The organism is Kitasatospora sp. UYEF31 (genome assembly GCF_057291755.1).
The window spans coordinates 31,922-48,133 of record NZ_JBXAWK010000003.1 but is presented as its reverse complement, the minus strand read 5'-3'; the positions used below and the strand labels follow the sequence as shown (position 1 = coordinate 48,133).

Genomic DNA, 16,212 nt, shown 5'->3' with positions numbered 1-16,212 from the left:
GGCCGGCCGGTTGGCGTGGGAGTGAAGTGAATGGATGTATGAGGAATTGAATATCGCGTGAAAATTGCCCCACCCAGCTGAGGTCAAGCCTGAAATTTCACATTTCGTGACGGAGTCGCATACGTGAAGAGCCGCAAAACCATGATCCTCGTCGCCGCCGACGCGGGAGTCGCCATCCTCGCCGGCGGCACCATAGCCGCCGAGTCGTCCTCCGACGACTCCGCCGCCAATCTGGCAGCTACCGCGTCCCAGGACCAACCCACCACCGAACTCACCACCGTCGACCTCCCCGCCGACGGATCCGGAACATCCGTCGATCTGCCGGAGCGTCAGACCGAGACCTTCGGCATGATCGGTGTCACCTGGGCTGATCCGAACGCTGAGCTGGACGGCACCCCGCAGGTCCGCACCCGGTCGCAGGACACCGGGCAGTGGTCCGACTGGCGGGACCTGGAGACCGGGGACAGCCGGGCGGCGGATGCCAGCGGCGAGCGGAACCTCTCGGCACGGCGCGGCGCGACCGCGGCCCTGTGGGTCGGCAGGTCGAACGGCGTTCAGGTCAGGACGGTTCCGGCGAACACGACAGCGGCAAACACAGCAACGGCGAACAAGGCTGTGGCGAAGAAGCTGCCGGCGGGGCTGCGCCTTGAGCTGATCAACCCGTGGACGGCTGCGGCGAAGAAGTTGCCCACGCCGACCAAGAAGACCACCGTTCCGGCGAAGACCCCAGATCCGGTTGTGTCGGCTGTGGCGAGCAGTACGCAGTCTTCCGTACCGTCGTCTGCTGTGCCGACCGTCTCGGAGTCGGCGGCGTCGACCAAGCCGTCGACCAAGCCGTCGACCTCCACTGTCCCGACGGCATCCCCGATTTCCGGTCTCGTCACCCGCACGGGTTGGGGTGCGGACGAGACGATGAACACCGAAAACCCGATGTACGGCTCTTCGGTCAAGGTCATATTCGTCCACCACACCGCGACCGCGAGCGACTACAACTGCGCGGACTCCCCGGCGATCGTGCGCAGCCTGCACGTCTACCACGTGAAGTCGAACGGCTGGAAGGACCTCGGCTACAACTTCCTGGTCGACAAGTGCGGCACAGTCTTCGAAGGCCGCAAGGGCGGCGTCGACAAGCCGGTCATCGGCGCGCACACCCTCGGTTTCAACACCGACACCGCGAGCATCGCGGTGATCGGCACCTATATCAACGGCGGTGTGGACGCCAACGTGCAGGCCACGGTGGCGCAGGTCGCCGCGTACAAGCTCCAGACCTACGGCAACGACCCGGAGGGCAAGGTCACGCTCTCCGCGGTGATCGACAACGGCAAGTTCAAGCCCGGCCAGCCGGTGTCCTTCAATCGCATCTCCGGCCACCGCGACGCGTTCGCCACGGAGTGCCCGGGGACGACGCTGTACAACCAGCTCCCGGCGATCCGTACGCAGGCCGCGAAGGCGGCGGTGACCCGCTGACCGGGAACTGACGGTGCGCAGGGTGGCCGCACTTCATGGTGCAGCCGCGTGAAGCGTGCGGTTGTCGCACTACATAGTGCGACAACCGCACGCTTTGTGGTTTTCCTGGGCGGCGATGTGCTCCAGCTCGTCCAGTCGTGGGGCCTGGTGACCAGGTGTCAAAAACCAGGTCTCGTCCACTGTGACGGGAAGTCTTCCCGTCACAGGAACGCCTTGATGAACGCGGTGTCCACCGTGACATCGACAGGTGCGGGAAGAAGGACCGATTTGCCTACCCGGTGGATCAGTCGTGTCGTGTAGCCGCTCGGCTGCGGGTCGGTGAAGACGATGACTTCGTGCTGCTTGCGGTCGATGACGAACAGGTCCGGCGTACGTCCGTACCCACCGCCGACGGTGAACTCCAGGCGCGGCCGGCCGGGCAGGGCAAGAAGGAGGAGCCTGACCGGGCGGTCCGGTGCCGTACCGCCGAGCGTTAGGACAAACGGCTGTTGCAGGCGTTCACCTGCACTGCGGCGCGACCACGGGAGGCGCCTCCAGCCGCACCGTCACCGACTTCGACGTCGGTGTATTGCTCACATCCGCCGTACTGTCCAGCGGCACCAGCACGTTCGTCTCCGGGAAGTACGCGGCACAGCAGCCTCTGGCCGTCGGGTAGGAGACAAGACGGAAGCCGGGGGCCCGGCGTTCGCTCCCGTCGGTCCACTCGCTGACGATGTCGACCGTGCCGCCGTCCGCGAGGCCGAGGTCGTGCAGGTCGTCGGGGTTGACGAAGACCACCCGGCGGCCGTTCTTGATGCCGCGGTAGCGGTCGTCCAGGCCGTAGATCGTGGTGTTGTACTGATCGTGCGAGCGCACGGTCTGGAGGATCAGCCGGCCGGCCGGGACCCGCAGGACCTCCAGCGGGTTGACCGAGAAGTTGGCCTTGCCCGTGTCCGTGGGGAACGTCCGCGCGTCCCGCGGGCCGTGCGGGAGGACGAAGCCCTCCGGCTTCCGGGCCCGCGCGTTGAAGTCGTCGAAGCCTGGGACCACCCGGGAGATCCGGTCGCGGATCAGGTCGTAGTCGTCGCTGAACGCACGCCACGGGATGTCGGATGAAGGGAGCGCCGCAAGGGCCAGCCCGCAGACGATCGAGACCTCCGAACGCAGCTGCGGGGAAGCGGGCTTCAGCCGTCCGGTGGAGCCGTGCACCGCGCTCATGGAGTCCTCGACGGTGACGAACTGCGGCCCCGCCGCCTGCACATCGGCCTCCGTGCGGCCCAGGCACGGGAGGATCAGCGCGCGCTTCCCGGTGACCGCGTGCGAGCGGTTCAGCTTGGTGGAGACCTGAACTGTGAGCGAAGTCGTACGCAGCGCCGCCTCGGTCACCGTGGTGTCCGGTGTCGCGGCGGTGAAGTTGCCGCCGAGGGCGATGAAGACCTTCACCTTCCCGTCGCGCATCGCGCGGATGCTGTCGACCACGTCGTGGCCGTGCTCGCGCGGCGGCTCGAAGCCGAACTCCTGGCCCAGGGCGTCCAGGAACGCGGGGGAGGGCTTTTCGTAGATGCCCATCGTACGGTCGCCCTGGACGTTGGAATGCCCGCGGACGGGGCACACCCCGGCGCCTTCGCGGCCGACATTCCCGCGCAGCAGAAGGAAGTTCACCACCTCACGGATGGTCTGTACGGAGTTCTTGTGCTGCGTCAGGCCCATCGCCCAGCAGACGATGATGCTCTTCGAACCGACCACCCGGCGGTGGATGCCCTCGATCTGAGCCCGGGTCAGACCCGTGGCCTCCAGCACCTCGGCCCAGTCGGTGTTCCGTACGTCTTGTTCGAACTCCTCGAAGCCGTGCGTGTATTCATCGACGAACGGGCGGTCCACCGCGCCGTCCTCGAGGATCAGCCGGTTGAGCGCGCGGAAGAACGCCAGATCGCCGTTCAGTCGGATCTGCGCGTATTCATCGGACAGTTCCGTGCCCGAACCGATCACTCCGCCGACCTTCTGCGGGTTCTTGAACCGCATCAGCCCCGCTTCCGGCAGGGGGTTGACCGAGACGATCGTCGCGCCCGACTTCTTGGCCTTCTCCAGCGCGGTGAGCATCCGGGGGTGGTTGGTGCCCGGGTTCTGCCCGACGACGAAGATCAGGTCGGCCCGGTGCAGGTCCTGGAGGGACACACTGCCCTTACCGATGCCGAGCGTCTGGGTCAGCGCGGAGCCGGACGACTCGTGGCACATGTTGGAGCAGTCAGGCAGGTTGTTGGTCCCGAAGGCCCGGACGAAGAGCTGGTAGGCGAACGCGGCTTCGTTCGACGTGCGGCCCGAGGTGTAGAAGGCGGCCTCGTCGGGGGAGCCGAGCGCGGCGAGCTCCTGCGCGATGATGCCGAACGCGGCGTCCCAGGTGATCGGCGCGTAATGTTCAGCACCAGCCGCCAGGTACATCGGGTGCGTCAGCCGGCCCTGCTGCCCCAGCCAGTAGTCGGACTTCCCGGCCAGGTCCCGTACGGAGTGCCCGGCGAAGAACTCCGGGGTCACCCGGCGCACGGTCGCCTCCTCGGCCACCGCCTTCGCGCCGTTCTCGCAGAACTCGAAGGCACTGCGGTGCTCCGGGGACTCCGGCCACGCGCAGCCGGGGCAGTCGAAGCCGTCCTTCTGGTTGACCTTCAGCAGGGTCAGCGCCGTACGCCGGACACCCATCTGCCGGTTGGCGTGCTTCAGCGACTCGACCACACCGGGGATGCCCGCGGCGTACCGCTTCGGCGGGCCGACGGTCATGCCCGCGTCGTCGACGTCCCTGATCGGCGGCTTGGTGCTCATCGGTCGCTCCCCGTGCTGGTTTCCGGACTCCGGAAAAGTGCCCGGGGACACAGTACGCCGCCGCCCGGGACGGGCCCGGCAGACGCCGGGGGCTCACTGGGAGGCCTCCTCCAGTTGCAGCGCGCCCTGTGAGACCACGTCCAGCGACTCCGTCATCAGCCGGCGGCGGGTCACCCCCAGGTTCATCAGGCTCGACGTCGTCGACCGGACCATCGCGGCCGAACCGCTGACGAACACGTCGTGGTCCTGCCAGTCCCCGTACCGGGCCAGCACGTCGGGCAGTGAACCTGAGGCCCCGCGCAGCGCCGCGATCCGCGCCAGGCCGACCTCGTCGGTCAGCGCCGGGATGACGGTGAGCCAGGAGTACACCGACGACATCTCGGTCAGCGACCGCAGGTCGTACAGGTCGCTGCAGCGTTTCGCGCCGAGGAAGACGTGTGCCTGCTGGGACAGCTGACGCTGCGCCATGTGCTGGACCAGGGCCTTGATCGGGGCGAATCCGGTGCCGCCGGCCACACACAGCACCCGGCGCAGGGCCTCGCCCCGCATCACCAGGCCGCCGCGCGCCGGGCCGAGCCGCAGATGGTCGCCGACCCGGGCGCGGTGCACCAGTGCCGTGCTGACCCAGCCGGCGGGCACCGCCTTGATGTGGAACTCCAGGAGGTTGTCCGGCCGGGGGGCGTTGGCCATCGAGAACTGCCGCCACACCCGCGGCCACCACGGGGTCTCCAGCGTCACGTGCTGCCCCGGGCGGTAGGGCAGGACCCGGTCGGGCAGCACGGTGAGCACGGCGATGTCGGAGCCGCGCATCTCGTGCCCCACTATCTGCCCGTCCCACCACGGCGGTGAGATCTCGGCGTCCTCCGCGGCGGCGTTGATCATGACCTTCGAGGCCCAGTCGTACACCTCCAGCCAGGCGTCCTGGAGGCTTTTGTTCCACTCCGCGCCCAAATAACGGGCCAGAGCGCCAATCAGGCTGGACCCCACGGCGGCGTACTGGTCCGGTTCCACGCCGTACTTACGGTGGTCCCGGCCCAACTGCCGCAGGAAGCGCTCCAGGCCTTCGGGGTCGTCCGCGCCCTTCCCCAGGCGCAGCAGCGCGGAGAGCAACCGGTCACGCTGGCCGTCCATGGCGGCCGGGAACATGCTGCGCAGGTCGGGGCGCTGCAGGAACAACAGTGCGTAGAAGTGCGACACCAGGCCGTCCGCATCCGGGCCGACCAGGGCCAGGCTCTGCTGCAACAGTTCGGGTTTCACGCTGTCCGCCGATTCTCCGGTGTTCCTACCCGTACGCCTGAGCGGGGCGCGGGACGGCTTTGAAGCACACGGCGCGGGCTGGTCCGGAAAGGACTGCTCCGCGCCAGCACAGGTAACCGACGGTAGGACCGGAGTAACTGTCCGCGGACGGGTATCGACGGAAAACGCCCGCCGCGGCTGCGGCGGGCGTACCGTTGTCGGCTGGTTTTTCCGCCGGCTCCGCTCAGCCGGACCCGGTTCTTTTCAGCGCGCCCTGCCGTACTCCCCGGCGACGATCGCGTTCGCCGCCGTCGCCGCCGGGGCCAGCGCGTCGTCCCCGCCGGCCAGGACCGCCGCCGCGAAGTCGGCCAGCGGCCGGTCGCTCCAGCCGGGCGCCACGGGGTAGGCCCGGCCCGCCGCGGGCATCAGCTGCATCGCGGTCCGCAGCATCGGGTTCTGCAGGGTCACGTCCGTGTCCAGGCCGGTGACCGCGGGGGCCACCCCGCTCTCGTTGGAGAGCCTGGCCCGCCACTTCCGCGAGGCGACCAGAGTCAGGAACGCGACAGCTGACGGGATGTCACGGCACTGGGCGGAGACCGCCAGGACGGACCCGCGCACGCCGACCGCGGACGGTTTGTCCAGCGTGCGGCCGGGGATCGGGAACGCGCCCAGCTTGTCCGCGAGTTCGGGACGCCCTTCAAGCGCGGCGAAGTACAGCCAGTCGTCCGCGACGACGGACGCGACCGGACCGCGGGCCAGCACCTCGGAGATCTTCGGTGCCCAGTCGGTGGCCGCGGCGGCGTCCGGCGCGTACGAACTCTGCAGTTGACGGAAGAAACGCGCACCGTTGCTGGTGGCGGGCAGGTCGAAGGTGCCGCGCCAGCTCTTGCCGTCCCGGACGGCGAAGGTGCCGCCCTCCTCCCAGACGATCGAGGCGAGAACCGGCCAGGAACGCCCGGGGAGGTACAGCGCCCGGAAGGCGGGCTCGGCGGCGTGCGCGGCCTTCAGGGCCTCCAGGCCCGCGACCCACTCCTCCCGGTTGCGCGGGACGGGGACGTTCGCGGCGGCGTACAGCGTCTTGTCGTAGAGGACGACGGGCGCCCGCGCGTACAGCGGCATCGCCCGTATCTGGTCGTCCACCGTGCACGCCGTCTTCATCGCGGGCAGCCAGTCGGCGGCCTCCAGCTCGACCTGATAGCCACTCAGGTCGGCGAGCCGTCCGGCCGCCGCGTACCGGGCCACCGACAGGGCGTCCAGTTCGATGATGTCCGGGCCCTGACCCGAAGCCAGAGCGGTGTCGAGCACCGCCTGGAAACGGTCCGCGGACTGGGACCGCGGTTCGACCACGGCCAGGGCCTGCCTGGACCCGAACTCCGCGGCGGCGTCCCGCATCAGCTCCGGACGCAGGCCGCTGCTCTGCGTCCACAACTGGAGGACGGAGCGGTGCGGCGGGGTGGACACCGCGGCGGCCGGCTTCCCGGTACCGCCGCGCCCGGTCAGCCACGCGGCGATCCCGCCGCCGACGGCGACGGTCCCGGCGGTCGCGCCGAAACCGATCAGCCGGCGGCGGGACACTCCGCCGGGTTTCGCCCGTGATGACCGCGTACGGGAGGACCTGTGCCCGGCGCCGTGTGCCGGGGGCGGCGGACCGGCGCTGCGCGCGCGCCGGGAGCGGCCGTCCGGCGCGGCCGGCGCGTCGCGCGGAACCCCGGAAGGATCCGGTACGGGACTGGGGCCGACGTCGTACGGGCCCGCCGTGTGTGCGGGGCGCGGAGCCTCGAACGGCGTTGTGGCACCGGGGGAGTCCGCGTCCGCGAAACCAGCGTCCGTAGGTCCCGAGCCCGCGAATCCCGCGTCCGTAGGTCCCGAGCCCGCGAATCCCGCGTCCGTAGGTCCCGAGCCCGCGAATCCCGCGTCCGTAGGTCCCGAGCCCGCGAAACCAGCGTTCGCGGAGCCGGGGTAGTCCGCCTCCGGCGCGGCCGGCGGCGGGATCCGGTCCCACGGTTGCGCGGCCCGCTGCCCGATCAGCGCGCTCAGCGCGGTCGGCTGCCAGCCGTGGACACTGTTGTCGACGAACCGCTCCCGTACCTGCTCGGAGTCAGGGCGGGCCGCGGGGTCCTTGGCGAGCGCCGCGGCCAGGACGTCGCGCAGTGCCGCGGGCACCCCCGTCAGGTCAGGACCGCCCCGGACGACCCGCTCGATCAGGCCAGGCTTCGTGTCGTCGCCGAACGGCCCGTTGCCGGTCGCCGCGTGCACCAGGAGCGAACCGAGTGTGAACACGTCCGACGCCGTACCCGCCGGTTCCGAACGCAACTGTTCGGGTGCACGGAAGCCCGGAGCCTCCAGGACTGTGCCGAGGATCACTCCGGTGTCGGTGACCGAAGTGCCCACCGCGTCGGCCCGGGTGACCCCCAGTCCGACGACCACCGGGCCGTCCGGAGTCAATACCACGCCGGACAGGTCGAGCCCGCCGTGCACCAGGCCTGACTCGTGCAGCGCGCGCAGCGCCTCGGCCAGCCCGACGGCGAGCATCCGTACGGACGGCTCGGGGAAGGGCCCGCACTCGCGCAGCGCCTCACCGAGGGTGATACCCGCGATGTACGAGGTCGCCAACCACAGCACCGGGCCCGTCGTCCCGGCGTCCAGCACCCGGACGGTGAACGGGCTGTCGACCGTGGCCGCAGCCGCCGTCCGGTGCGCGAAAGCCGCCCGGAACCCGGGGTCACGGGCGGTCTCCGGGCGTACGACAGTCAACGCGGCGGGGGATCCTTCGGGCCCCGCCGCCAGGTACACCCGGGCGGTCGTGCCCTCCCCGAGTCTCGCCAGGACCCGGTACGGGCCGGCTTCCCGGGGGTCCTCCTCGTGCAGGGGCCGCATCACACCTCCTCTGTCCGCCGCCGCGCGATGTCGGTCCGGCGTCCGGAGACTTCGCGGCAGAGACCTGATTCCACGGCCGACGGGGCAGGCGTCCGCAGGTGTGTCGGCCGTCCTCCCGCGAACAGTCCGGCAGTCTGTCACAGGTCGCCGGAATGATCGGGTCAGTCGTCCGGTCCGTGCGGCCACCGTGCTGCCGCCCGCCCCGTTGTCCGGGCCACTCGGCGAACCGCCCGCGGTCCGACGCCGTCGCGTCGCTGCTGCCACGGGGTGCGCCGGAACACTGTCCGGGCTCGTCAGGGCCCCCGTCCATACGCCGTCCGCCGTCGACCACCCCGGGCCTGCGCCGGGCCTGCGACGCGGCGGAGGGGCCGCGCACCAGGACACCCGATGCACGTGCGGCCGCAGCACACGCCGGATCACAGTTCGATGATGTGCGCACATGCACGTGCATCCGGCCTTGCACCCGCCCCGTGCGTCGGCATAATGAATGTGTTCGCGCGTATGCGCACGTGTCGACACCAAGTCGCACGGCAGATTCACCCGATGGGGGCACGGTGATGTCGGTTCGTGCACCGCAGCGTGACCAGGCTGTGGCAGACCGCCCACGCCAGGTCCCCGGCACCGCCCACCACGGCCGCCCGGAGGCGTTGATGAGTGTCGCGAGCCCGGTCACCGCACGGATGGCCGAGTTGCTCCGCGCTGACGCGCCCCCCGGACCACCCGGGGCCGGTGAAAACGCGGACGACGGCCCCGAAGTCGAGATACACACCCTGGACTGCGGACGCGAATCCGCCCGTGAGGCAAGGGACTTCACCCGACGCACGCTCGACCTGTGGGGTGTCCCCGAACTCCTCGACGACCTAGTGCTCGTCGTCTCCGAACTGGTCACCAACGCGGTCTGCCACGGCGTCGCCCCCAGGCCCGCCGGCGGCACGCCCCCGTCCCTCGTCGCATCGGTCCGGATCGCACTGCTGCGCCGGGGCCGCCGGGTGGTGTGCGCGGTGCAGGACCCGGGCGGCGCGCTGCCCGGGATCGCCGAAGTGCCGCACGAGATACTCGGCGGTGTCGACCCGGAACCCCGTGACCGTACGGTCTTCATCCAGAAGAGGGTCGAACCCCCGGCTGTCGACCCGGAATTCCTCTTCGACGACAACGCCGAGAGCGGGCGCGGCCTGCACATCGTCGGCTGTTTCAGCACGGCCTGGGGCTGGTTCCCGCTCCCGCCCGCGGACCCGCACCGGTGCGACGCCCGGCCGGCCGGCAAAGTCGTCTGGGCCCAATTCGAAATCGCCCACTGAACCGGCCGCTGAACCTCAGGTCTGCGACCTTCAGGACCGAGTAGGGCAACCGGAGCCCCGTTCGCGTCTCTTATGTCTGCGATCTTCAGGACCGAGTAGGGGAACCGTAGCCCCCGTTCGTGTCTCTAAGTCTGTGACCGGAAAACGTTGCTTCCCATACTTCCGGCTTTTGCGGGCATACGCTCACGCAGCGTGCCTGACGGTCAGTCACCCGGATTCGAATAGGCCGGTTCGCGCTGGTCGTTGCCGTGATCGCAGAGAATCGTGTGCGCTACGATGAGGCAAAGATATTGCATATGCATGGCATCTCTGCACGGCTCGATGCACGTGCAGACGGAGGGTGCCGATGAGTGTATGCGCGACCTGCGGGGCCGATGGTGTTCAGTGAAATCGAATGCCCGGCGAAAGGCCAGGAGAGCAGGCATGCAACGGATGCACGACGGGATACCCAACGGAACCGCCGCGTCGGCGCTGCACGGCGTGCGCTGGCACAAGAGCCGGCGCAGCAACTCCCAGGGGAACTGCGTGGAGATGGCCAGGCTCCCGGACGGAGACGTGGCCGTGCGCAACTCCCGTGACCCGCAGGGCCCGGCGCTCATCTACACGCAGGCGGAGATCGAAGCGCTCATCCTCGGCGCCAAGGACGGCGACTTCGACCACCTCCTCGACGGCTGACCCCCGGGGCCGCGGGTCAGCGGTCCAGGTCCTTGAGCACCCGCGACAGCAGGTCCAGGCTCAGGGCCGGGCTCAGGGCGTCGTTGTGCAGCCGCTCCGTCGCCTCGGTGTAGAGCAGCACGTCGTCGCGCTTGTCGAGGTACAGCGCACTGGTCAGCTGCTCCAGGTAGACCACGTCGGGCAGGTCGGGCTCCGGGAAGGTCAGCAGGGTGAACGGGCCGCCCTCGGCCGCGTGCGCGCCGAAACCGAACGGCATCACCTGCACGGTCACCCCGTCGAGCGCGGTGACGTCGATCAGCCGGCGGATCTGCTCCTGCATCACTGCGGGCCCGCCCACCGTACGGCGCAGCGCGGCCTCGTCGAGCACCACCGTGAGACGCGGGGGCCTGGGCCCGGTGAGGATGCGCTGCCGCTCCATCCGCAGCGTCACCCGGCGTTCGACCTCCTGGTGCGAGGCGTCCGGCTGCCCCGCCCGTACGACGGCCCGCGCGTAGTCGGCGGTCTGCAGTAGGCCGGGGACGAACTGCACTTCGTAGGTCCGGATGACCTCGGCGGCCTCCTCGAGGCCCACGTAGACCTGGAACCAGCCCGGCAGCACGTCGCTGTAGCTGTGCCACCAGCCGGTCGCGTTGGCCTCCCGGGTGAGGGTGAGCAGGGCGGCCCGCTCGGCCACGTCGCGCACGCCGTACATCGTGAGTAGATCGGCCACGTCGCGCTCCTTGAAGCTGACGCGCCCGAGCTCCATCCGGCTGATCTTCGACTCGGAGGCCCGGATTTCGTATCCGGCGTCCTCACGTGAGATGCCCTTGGACTCCCGCAGGCGCCTCAACTGGGAGCCGAGAAGGATCCGGCGGACCGTCGAGCCGGTGCCCGGCGGTGCGACAGGCATGGCCATGGAGTCTCCTGCGGCGCGATTGGAGGACAGGGGGGACGTACGGGAACCACGGGCGGGGCGCGACGGGGCAGCACAGGTGCGACGGCCGTTACCGGACCGCACCCCCGCGGTTCCTGACGGATAGTCGCCAGGAGTCTACGCCTTGGATACGACAGGCGTCCCGGGTTCCCCGAAGGATCAATTCCCGCCGCGACTCCGTTGTCTCCAGTGCGTCTTCGGGCGCCGGGTGGATCGCAGGGCACCTGTCCCCTTGCTATCCGATGCGGCGGCGGGTGTCCACTGTCAACAGCGTTTCCGGTCCCTGCCGGCGGGTTCCGCCGGGCCCGGGTTCAGCGGCCGAGGAATGCCTTCCTGAGCGCGGTGTCCAGGGCTTTCGCCGCATCGTCGGTGACCGGGCGCTCATCGGCGATCACAGCGTGGACGTGGGCCTGGAGCACTTGGGTGAACGCCCCGTAATAGACGGTCCGCGGGCGTTGGACGGACTCCTCCAAGGACGTGCGCAGGGTACGGGTGTACTCCGTGCTCGTCTGGGTCAGCCGCGGCGGGTCCTTCCCCTCGGCGACGGTGCCGGGCCGGGACGCCTGGAGGGCGTCGGCGACCGCCTTGTGGCAGGGCGGCCCCACCTCGTAGGCGGACGTCCGGGTCGCGACGAACCCCGCGTCGCGCAGACAGCGTTCGCTGGCGGCCCCGGTGAGGAAGGTGATGAGCTCGCGGGCGGGTCCGTCGCGCGGGGAGTCGGCGGTGACCGCGAGGCTCTGGCCGCCGAGGACGGCCGCGCCGGGCAGGCGGGTGACCCCGAGCTCCACGCCCGTCCCCGGGGGGAGGGTGTCGCGCAGCGCTCCGTAGGCGTAGGGCCAGTGCCGGAGGAACGCGGTGCGCCCTGCGGCGAAGTCGGTGAGACTCCCGGCCTCCCGGGAGGACAGGGCGGCGGGGAGGAGGCGTTCGTTGCCGTGGGTCCGCTTCCAGATTTCGTCCAGTCCCTTCTTGAGGCCGGCCGGGTCGGCGGTGTACTTGCCGTGGGAATCGGTGAGGTGCACCCCGACGGACTCGAACGCCTCGACCGTGTTGACCGTCAGGCCCTCGTACGCGTCGAGCTGGGTGGTCCAGCCGCCCTTGCGGACGGCGCCGGCCGAGGCGGCGAGACGATCCCAGTCCCAGCGTTTCCCGGCGGGTCCTGGAGGCATGTTGCCGGGTTCGATCCGTGCGGCCTTCAGGTAGTCGGTCCGGTAGTAGAGCAGCCCCACGTCGCTGTTGAAGGGAACGGCGTACGGGTTTTCACGCCAGGTTCCGGTGTCCGCCACATTCCGGATGAAGTCACTGTCCTTGCCCGTCAGTTGCCCGTCGAGCGCGGTCCCCTTGAGCGAGCGGACCAGTCCGGCCTCGGCGAACTCCGGTATCCAGGTGATGTCGAGGTTCACCACGTCGTAGCGGGCGCTGCGGGACTGGAGCGCGCCCAGGAGCTGGCTGCGCTGCTGGTCGGCGGCGCCGGGGAGCTCGACGAGCACGGCCTGCCGGTCCGGCGACCCCGCGTTCTCCCGGTTCCACTCGGCGATGAGCTGTTGGCGGACACCGCCGCCGCCGGTGACGTCGAGTCCGCTGGCCACCACCAGCGGCCCCTTCGCGGGGGTGCGGGAAGGAGAGGGTGCGGCGGGGGTGCCCGAGCCTCCCGAGCAGCCGGCCAGTACGGCGGCGACCGCGGCCAGGGCGAGGACTCCAGTCAGGTGACGGTGGGTCATCCGGTCTCCCCCGTACCGACCCTGGCGACCTCGTCCACGAGCTGTAGGGTCAGGTTCCCGCCCGTGTCCAGGCACCGGCCGCCCGTCTCCGCGGCGATGCGCTCGTTGACCTTGCCCGCGGCGCAGCCGCCGCTCTGGAGCGACACGGTGACGATCCGCACCGGCCCGCCCCGCGGGCTCTTCTTCACCTCGGCGACCAGACTGTCCAGTTTCGCGCCGGTGATGCCCGCGGACTCCTCGTCGTCCGTGATGAGCACGATCAGCTGCGGGCGCGTCCGGTCCGGGCTGCCGCTCAGGGACCGCAGTTTGGCCAGCGCCTCGCGCAGCGCGCCGTCGAGGTTCCCTTCCTGGCCGGGGAAGCGCGTCTGCGCCCCGGCAACCTGGGTCTGGGCAGCCGTCCGTTGGTGGGGACCGAAGGGGACGATGTCCGCGTGTCCTTCGGCCACCGCCCACACGCCGTACTCGTCGTCGGGCCCGAGGGAGGTCAGCGACTTCGCCAGCACGTCCTTCGCCTGCCCGGGGCCGTCCCAGACCCGGCGCATCGAATCCGAGCTGTCCAGGAGGTACAGCACCTGTCCGGCGCCCAGTGCCTTGCGGTAGCGGGCCAGCGTGGCCGTGAGGACGCCCGGGGCGGGTGGCTCCCCGGCGTCCGGTGGCGCGGTGAGCGTCCCGGGCAGCGGCTCTGGAGCAGCTGAGGGGCTCGGAGCGGGGGACACCGGCGGTCCCGCGTCCGCGGCCCGGTAGCCGGCGTCGGCGAAGACCGTCCGGGCTTCGGCGTCAGTGGTGAGCCACGTATAGAAGTCCATTACCGCATTTGCCCGTTCGTCTTTCTGCCGGTCGGCGCCGGTCCACTCGACGTGGATGAACGGCAGGTCGAGGTGCGCGACGTCGGTGGGGTACTGGGCGGTGCGTTTGGCGAGCTGGTCCGTGACGCAGCCGGGCCGCCGCTTGTCGTCAGCGGGCAGGTTGAACAGCGCCATGGTCTGTTCCGGCACCAACACGGCTGCCCTGTCGTCGAGTTCGGCGTTCTCCGGCTTGGCCAGCGCGCACAGCAGATCGCCGGAGGTGCGCGGTGCCGGGCTCAGCGCCTCCATTCCGCGTTCCAGTTCGAGGAGTCGGCCGCTCCCGATCGGCGACCCGCCTTCCCCCTGTCCGTACAAAGTGGCCGACGCGATGAGGGCTGTGTCCGTGTACTCGGGGTCCGCGCGCAGCAGGGTCTCGCCTTTCAACTGGTCGATGAGGCCGGCGAGTGTCACGCCGGTGAGCGTGTCAGGGGAGAAGGACAGCGTGTTGGGCACGGCCAGGACCAGCGGCGTGGAGGCGAGGTGTCCGAGCGGGTGCAGGGCCACCGCGCGGTCGGCCGTGTCCGGCGGCCCGACACGGTCCTTGGCGCTGGTGGAGGCGGGAATCCAGATGTCGGGCTGAGCCCCGAGGTCACGCTGCGGACGGAAGCAGACGCCGTCGTCCGCCGGGCACTCACCGGGCGGCGACTGCCATCGGCCGGCGGACTGGAACCCCCGTACGGCGTCGGTCGACTTCGCTTCGTAGACGGTGACGCCCACCTTCCGGCAGCCCCCGCGGCTGACGTAGGCGTCGACGGCGCTCTGGACGACGGGCCGGGTGTCGGGGTCGGTGAGCAGGCGCAGCTCCATGGGCGGGCGGCAGGCAGCCGCCTGGTCCGGGCCGGTCCACGTGTAGATCCCGAACCCGGCCGCGGCGGCGAGGAGAACGCCGGCGGCGGCGACCAGGGCCGTGCCCCGCCTGTGCCGCGTCGGCGGCACAGGTGGTGGTTCACGAGCAGGCTCCGGCTCCGGGGCCCGTTCACGCGCAGTCCCCGGTGGCGGTGTGATCGCGGCAGGCCCGCCGTCCGCGAGCGACAGCACCACATCGTGCCCACGACGGATCTCATCGGGCCACCAGGAGTCCTTTCCGATCGGCTTGTGCTGCTCCATCGCCGTACGGATCTCAGGCATAAGACCGGTGAAAGTCACGGATTCCTGGCCGCGGACCCCCTCGACCAGCAGCCGGTGGAGTTCCCGGGTGAAATCCGTACCGCCCGATTTGTTGCCGGTCGGGATCTCCGTACCGCGTTCGGCCGCGGCGAGGACCGCGAAGCTCTGCCGGGACTCGAACTCGACGTACTGCAAGGCGTTGCCCGCGTAGCAGCAGTCCAGGATGACCACCACCCAGTCGGCACGGGCGTGCGTCAGCGGATCGACCACGGAGTTCTGCCAGGAGACCGCGTCCTGGAACTGGTGGTTCCGCTTCGGGGTGTGCTGCGAGTTGGTGACCATCAGGTGCAGGTCCGTACTGTCCTTCCTGACCCTGCCGTGTCCGGCGAAGTAGACGAGCAGCAGCCCGTCGACCTCCTGGACCGCCTTGCTCAGCGCCGCGCCGAACGTATGGACGTCGACGGGGCTGCGCAGGACGACGACTTGGTCCCGGTTCAGTACACCGCGCCCTTCGGCGGTCAACGCCCCGGTCATCAGCTCCAGGCTGCGGCCGACGGCGGGCAGGTCCGGCAGATAGGTGTAACCGTCGACGCCGAGCAGCAGTGCGCGGTGCACTTTGCCGCTGTTTTCGGCCGACTTCGGGTTGTATGCGTCCACGGGGACTACGACCCCTGAACCGTGCCGCGCGGCTCCTCTGGTTCGTCGTCGGTGTCGCGCCGGATGACGCCGTCGCCTGATTCCATGCTGGAACCCGGCTCCTCGCCGGTGTCCGCCGTCCGGCGCCGGTTGCGGACCCAGGTGCGGACCGACTGCCACGCCTGGTCCGCGACGGACTGGGCCGCGCCGGAGACGATGACCAGGACGACATCCTGGAGCAGCTCGCCGGCCATCGCCTCGTGCTGCTCGGCGGACGGCTCCCGCCTGACGGTCAGCGCGTCCGCCGCCTGCGCCCTGGCGAGCCAGGGCTCGTTCAGCAACCAGGAGTTGAGCGCGTCCAGGTCCTCCCGCCGGGTGTGCGTTCCCCGGACGCTGATACGCAGCTCGGTCCGGTCCCCGTTGTCGTCCGCCATCACTGTGCCCCCATCGGCTGTGCCGCGGTCCACTGTGCCGTCCTGTCGATCCGAACTGGCCAGGTAGACCGGAGAAGTTGACTGAAAGTACCGATCGCGTACGAGAGTGAGGCAGATTATCCCAGAGTGCGGTTGATTCCCAGACAGATCCACTCGGGTGACGCCGTCGTCAGTGTCGCTCCCTGACGTGATCCGCATGTCGCAGAGCACGCA

General features: G+C 70.1%; 11 protein-coding genes. 4 read left to right on the top strand and 7 right to left on the bottom strand.

What is annotated here, in order from left to right; translation table 11 throughout:
* Window positions 1-123 precede the first annotated feature (123 nt).
* Together AC0Z36_RS02155 and AC0Z36_RS02150 are read left to right on the top strand one after the other, a co-directional pair.
* Complete coding sequence (locus AC0Z36_RS02155; protein ID WP_485460892.1) at window positions 124-1,467, top strand: N-acetylmuramoyl-L-alanine amidase; 1,344 nt, start codon at window positions 124-126, stop codon at window positions 1,465-1,467.
* Window positions 1,468-1,802: 335 nt separating this feature from the next.
* Window positions 1,803-1,943 (top strand): hypothetical protein, encoded by a 141-nt coding sequence (locus AC0Z36_RS02150; protein ID WP_485460891.1) that lies wholly within the window; start codon window positions 1,803-1,805, stop codon window positions 1,941-1,943.
* A gap of 22 nt (window positions 1,944-1,965) precedes the next feature.
* Here the strand turns inward: AC0Z36_RS02150 and AC0Z36_RS02145 are convergent, their stop codons facing one another.
* From AC0Z36_RS02145 to AC0Z36_RS02135, 3 genes are all read right to left on the bottom strand, one after another.
* Window positions 1,966-4,260, bottom strand: coding sequence for an FdhF/YdeP family oxidoreductase (locus AC0Z36_RS02145; protein ID WP_485460890.1), 2,295 nt, complete (start codon window positions 4,258-4,260; stop codon window positions 1,966-1,968).
* A 93-nt stretch (window positions 4,261-4,353) separates the two neighbouring features.
* Entirely contained in the window at window positions 4,354-5,517 is a 1,164-nt protein-coding gene (locus AC0Z36_RS02140; protein WP_485460889.1) for a globin domain-containing protein, read from the bottom strand.
* 243 nt (window positions 5,518-5,760) lie between these two features.
* Entirely contained in the window at window positions 5,761-8,373 is a 2,613-nt protein-coding gene (locus AC0Z36_RS02135; RefSeq protein WP_485460888.1) for a protein kinase domain-containing protein, read from the bottom strand.
* A 650-nt stretch (window positions 8,374-9,023) separates the two neighbouring features.
* Between AC0Z36_RS02135 and AC0Z36_RS02130 the strand changes: the two genes are divergently transcribed.
* Together AC0Z36_RS02130 and AC0Z36_RS02125 are read left to right on the top strand one after the other, a co-directional pair.
* Window positions 9,024-9,671 (top strand): ATP-binding protein, encoded by a 648-nt coding sequence (locus AC0Z36_RS02130; protein WP_485460887.1) that lies wholly within the window; start codon window positions 9,024-9,026, stop codon window positions 9,669-9,671.
* A gap of 423 nt (window positions 9,672-10,094) precedes the next feature.
* The gene (locus tag AC0Z36_RS02125) at window positions 10,095-10,346 is read left to right on the top strand and encodes a DUF397 domain-containing protein (RefSeq protein ID WP_485460886.1); all 252 of its coding nucleotides are present in this window, start codon (window positions 10,095-10,097) and stop codon (window positions 10,344-10,346) included.
* 16 nt (window positions 10,347-10,362) lie between these two features.
* On the opposite strand, the gene AC0Z36_RS02120 is transcribed toward AC0Z36_RS02125, so the two are convergent.
* The 4 genes from AC0Z36_RS02120 to AC0Z36_RS02105 all read right to left on the bottom strand — a co-directional run bounded on the left by AC0Z36_RS02120 (window position 10,363) and on the right by AC0Z36_RS02105 (window position 15,999).
* The gene (locus AC0Z36_RS02120; RefSeq protein ID WP_485460996.1) at window positions 10,363-11,235 is read right to left on the bottom strand and encodes a helix-turn-helix domain-containing protein; all 873 of its coding nucleotides are present in this window, start codon (window positions 11,233-11,235) and stop codon (window positions 10,363-10,365) included.
* A gap of 335 nt (window positions 11,236-11,570) precedes the next feature.
* On the bottom strand, window positions 11,571-12,977 hold the full coding sequence (locus tag AC0Z36_RS02115; RefSeq protein ID WP_485460885.1) for an extracellular solute-binding protein: 1,407 nt from the start codon (window positions 12,975-12,977) through the stop codon (window positions 11,571-11,573).
* Window positions 12,974-15,586 carry a vWA domain-containing protein gene (locus tag AC0Z36_RS02110; protein WP_485460884.1) on the bottom strand — a complete coding sequence of 871 codons (2,613 nt, stop codon included), beginning with the start codon at window positions 15,584-15,586 and terminating at the stop codon, window positions 12,974-12,976. Before AC0Z36_RS02110 ends, AC0Z36_RS02115 begins: the two co-directional genes overlap by 4 nt.
* Window positions 15,587-15,591: 5 nt before the next feature.
* Window positions 15,592-15,999 (bottom strand): hypothetical protein, encoded by a 408-nt coding sequence (locus AC0Z36_RS02105; RefSeq protein ID WP_485460883.1) that lies wholly within the window; start codon window positions 15,997-15,999, stop codon window positions 15,592-15,594.
* Between the last annotated feature and the right edge of the window lie 213 nt (window positions 16,000-16,212).

Excerpts from the sequence above, each read along its gene's own strand:
- AC0Z36_RS02145 (WP_485460890.1), bottom strand. The coding sequence starts at position 4,260 with ATGAGCACCAAGCCGCCGATCAGGGACGTCGACGACGCGGGCATGACC.
- AC0Z36_RS02135 (WP_485460888.1), bottom strand. The coding sequence starts at position 8,373 with ATGCGGCCCCTGCACGAGGAGGACCCCCGGGAAGCCGGCCCGTACCGG.
- AC0Z36_RS02130 (WP_485460887.1), top strand. The coding sequence starts at position 9,024 with ATGAGTGTCGCGAGCCCGGTCACCGCACGGATGGCCGAGTTGCTCCGC.
- AC0Z36_RS02125 (WP_485460886.1), top strand. The coding sequence starts at position 10,095 with ATGCAACGGATGCACGACGGGATACCCAACGGAACCGCCGCGTCGGCG.
- AC0Z36_RS02120 (WP_485460996.1), bottom strand. The coding sequence starts at position 11,235 with ATGCCTGTCGCACCGCCGGGCACCGGCTCGACGGTCCGCCGGATCCTT.
- AC0Z36_RS02115 (WP_485460885.1), bottom strand. The coding sequence starts at position 12,977 with ATGACCCACCGTCACCTGACTGGAGTCCTCGCCCTGGCCGCGGTCGCC.
- AC0Z36_RS02105 (WP_485460883.1), bottom strand. The coding sequence starts at position 15,999 with ATGGCGGACGACAACGGGGACCGGACCGAGCTGCGTATCAGCGTCCGG.